Source organism: Parafrankia sp. EUN1f, from assembly GCF_000177675.1.
GTDB lineage: Bacteria > Actinomycetota > Actinomycetes > Frankiales > Frankiaceae > Parafrankia.
The window spans coordinates 1-814 of sequence record NZ_ADGX01000381.1 but is presented as its reverse complement, the minus strand read 5'-3'; the positions used below and the strand labels follow the sequence as shown (position 1 = coordinate 814).

At 67.4% G+C, this 814-nt stretch carries 1 pseudogene; it reads right to left on the bottom strand.

From position 1 onward, the window contains the following. Window positions 1–452: 452 nt before the first annotated feature. Window positions 453–814, bottom strand: a pseudogene (locus FREUN1FDRAFT_RS39225) (hypothetical protein); the annotation flags it as partial.

Here is an 814-nt window from a genome sequence, read left to right as displayed (position 1 = left end):
TCGCGCGGTGCGACGCGCCGGCCCGCACCGCTACCCCGTGAAGAAATCCCGCCAGCGCGGTAGGCGTCACTCCGCCCCGCCCACGATCAGGCTCGCCAACCCCGTAGAACCCCAGGCAGCAGCTTGATCAAAATAGGCTAAGTGGCATTAGAGCAAGAAGTGAGGATTTTGGCTGCTGCAACAACCGAAATCCTCACTTCTTGCGGATTTCCAAGCGACCCCGCACCCCATTTTCCCCTATTAGGGAGAATGGCCTGGCAGAAGCGCAACCCGAGCGGCCGCCTGAAGCCGCAACCCAAAGCGTTGAGGCGTGGACCGGGAGGCCGCCCGCCAGCGGTTGTTGCTGGCTGTCGGCGGGACGCGGGGTAACCCGCATTCCCGCCGAGGTTCGCCAGAACCGCAGGCTCCGCTGGCACCCCCGAAACCGACGGGGCCTCAGAGCACAGGCGAGATCACGCGGCCACGATCGTTGCCGCAAAGGCGACCCGGTGATCCTTTGCCCAGGGCGGCCCCAGCGTTGCCCGTGGTCGGCGCAGCACCTCATCCGTGCGCTCACCCAGTACGCGGACCGCTTCAGCCTCAACGGTTCTCGGGTCATAGAAATGGATCGCCCAGCCGCGGTTGCGCGCCACGTCGGCGAGCACCTGCCGGTACATGATGGCGTCGGCACGGCTCTCGTACGGGACGCGTCGTTGCACGGCGATGTCGGCCGGGAAGCTGGCCGGCCAGGTCCGCAGCGAGAGCGAGGTGATCGGTGCGGGCAACGCCGCGGCCAGCTCGTCCAAGGCCCCCGAAGCGGCCCGGACCACGCAGG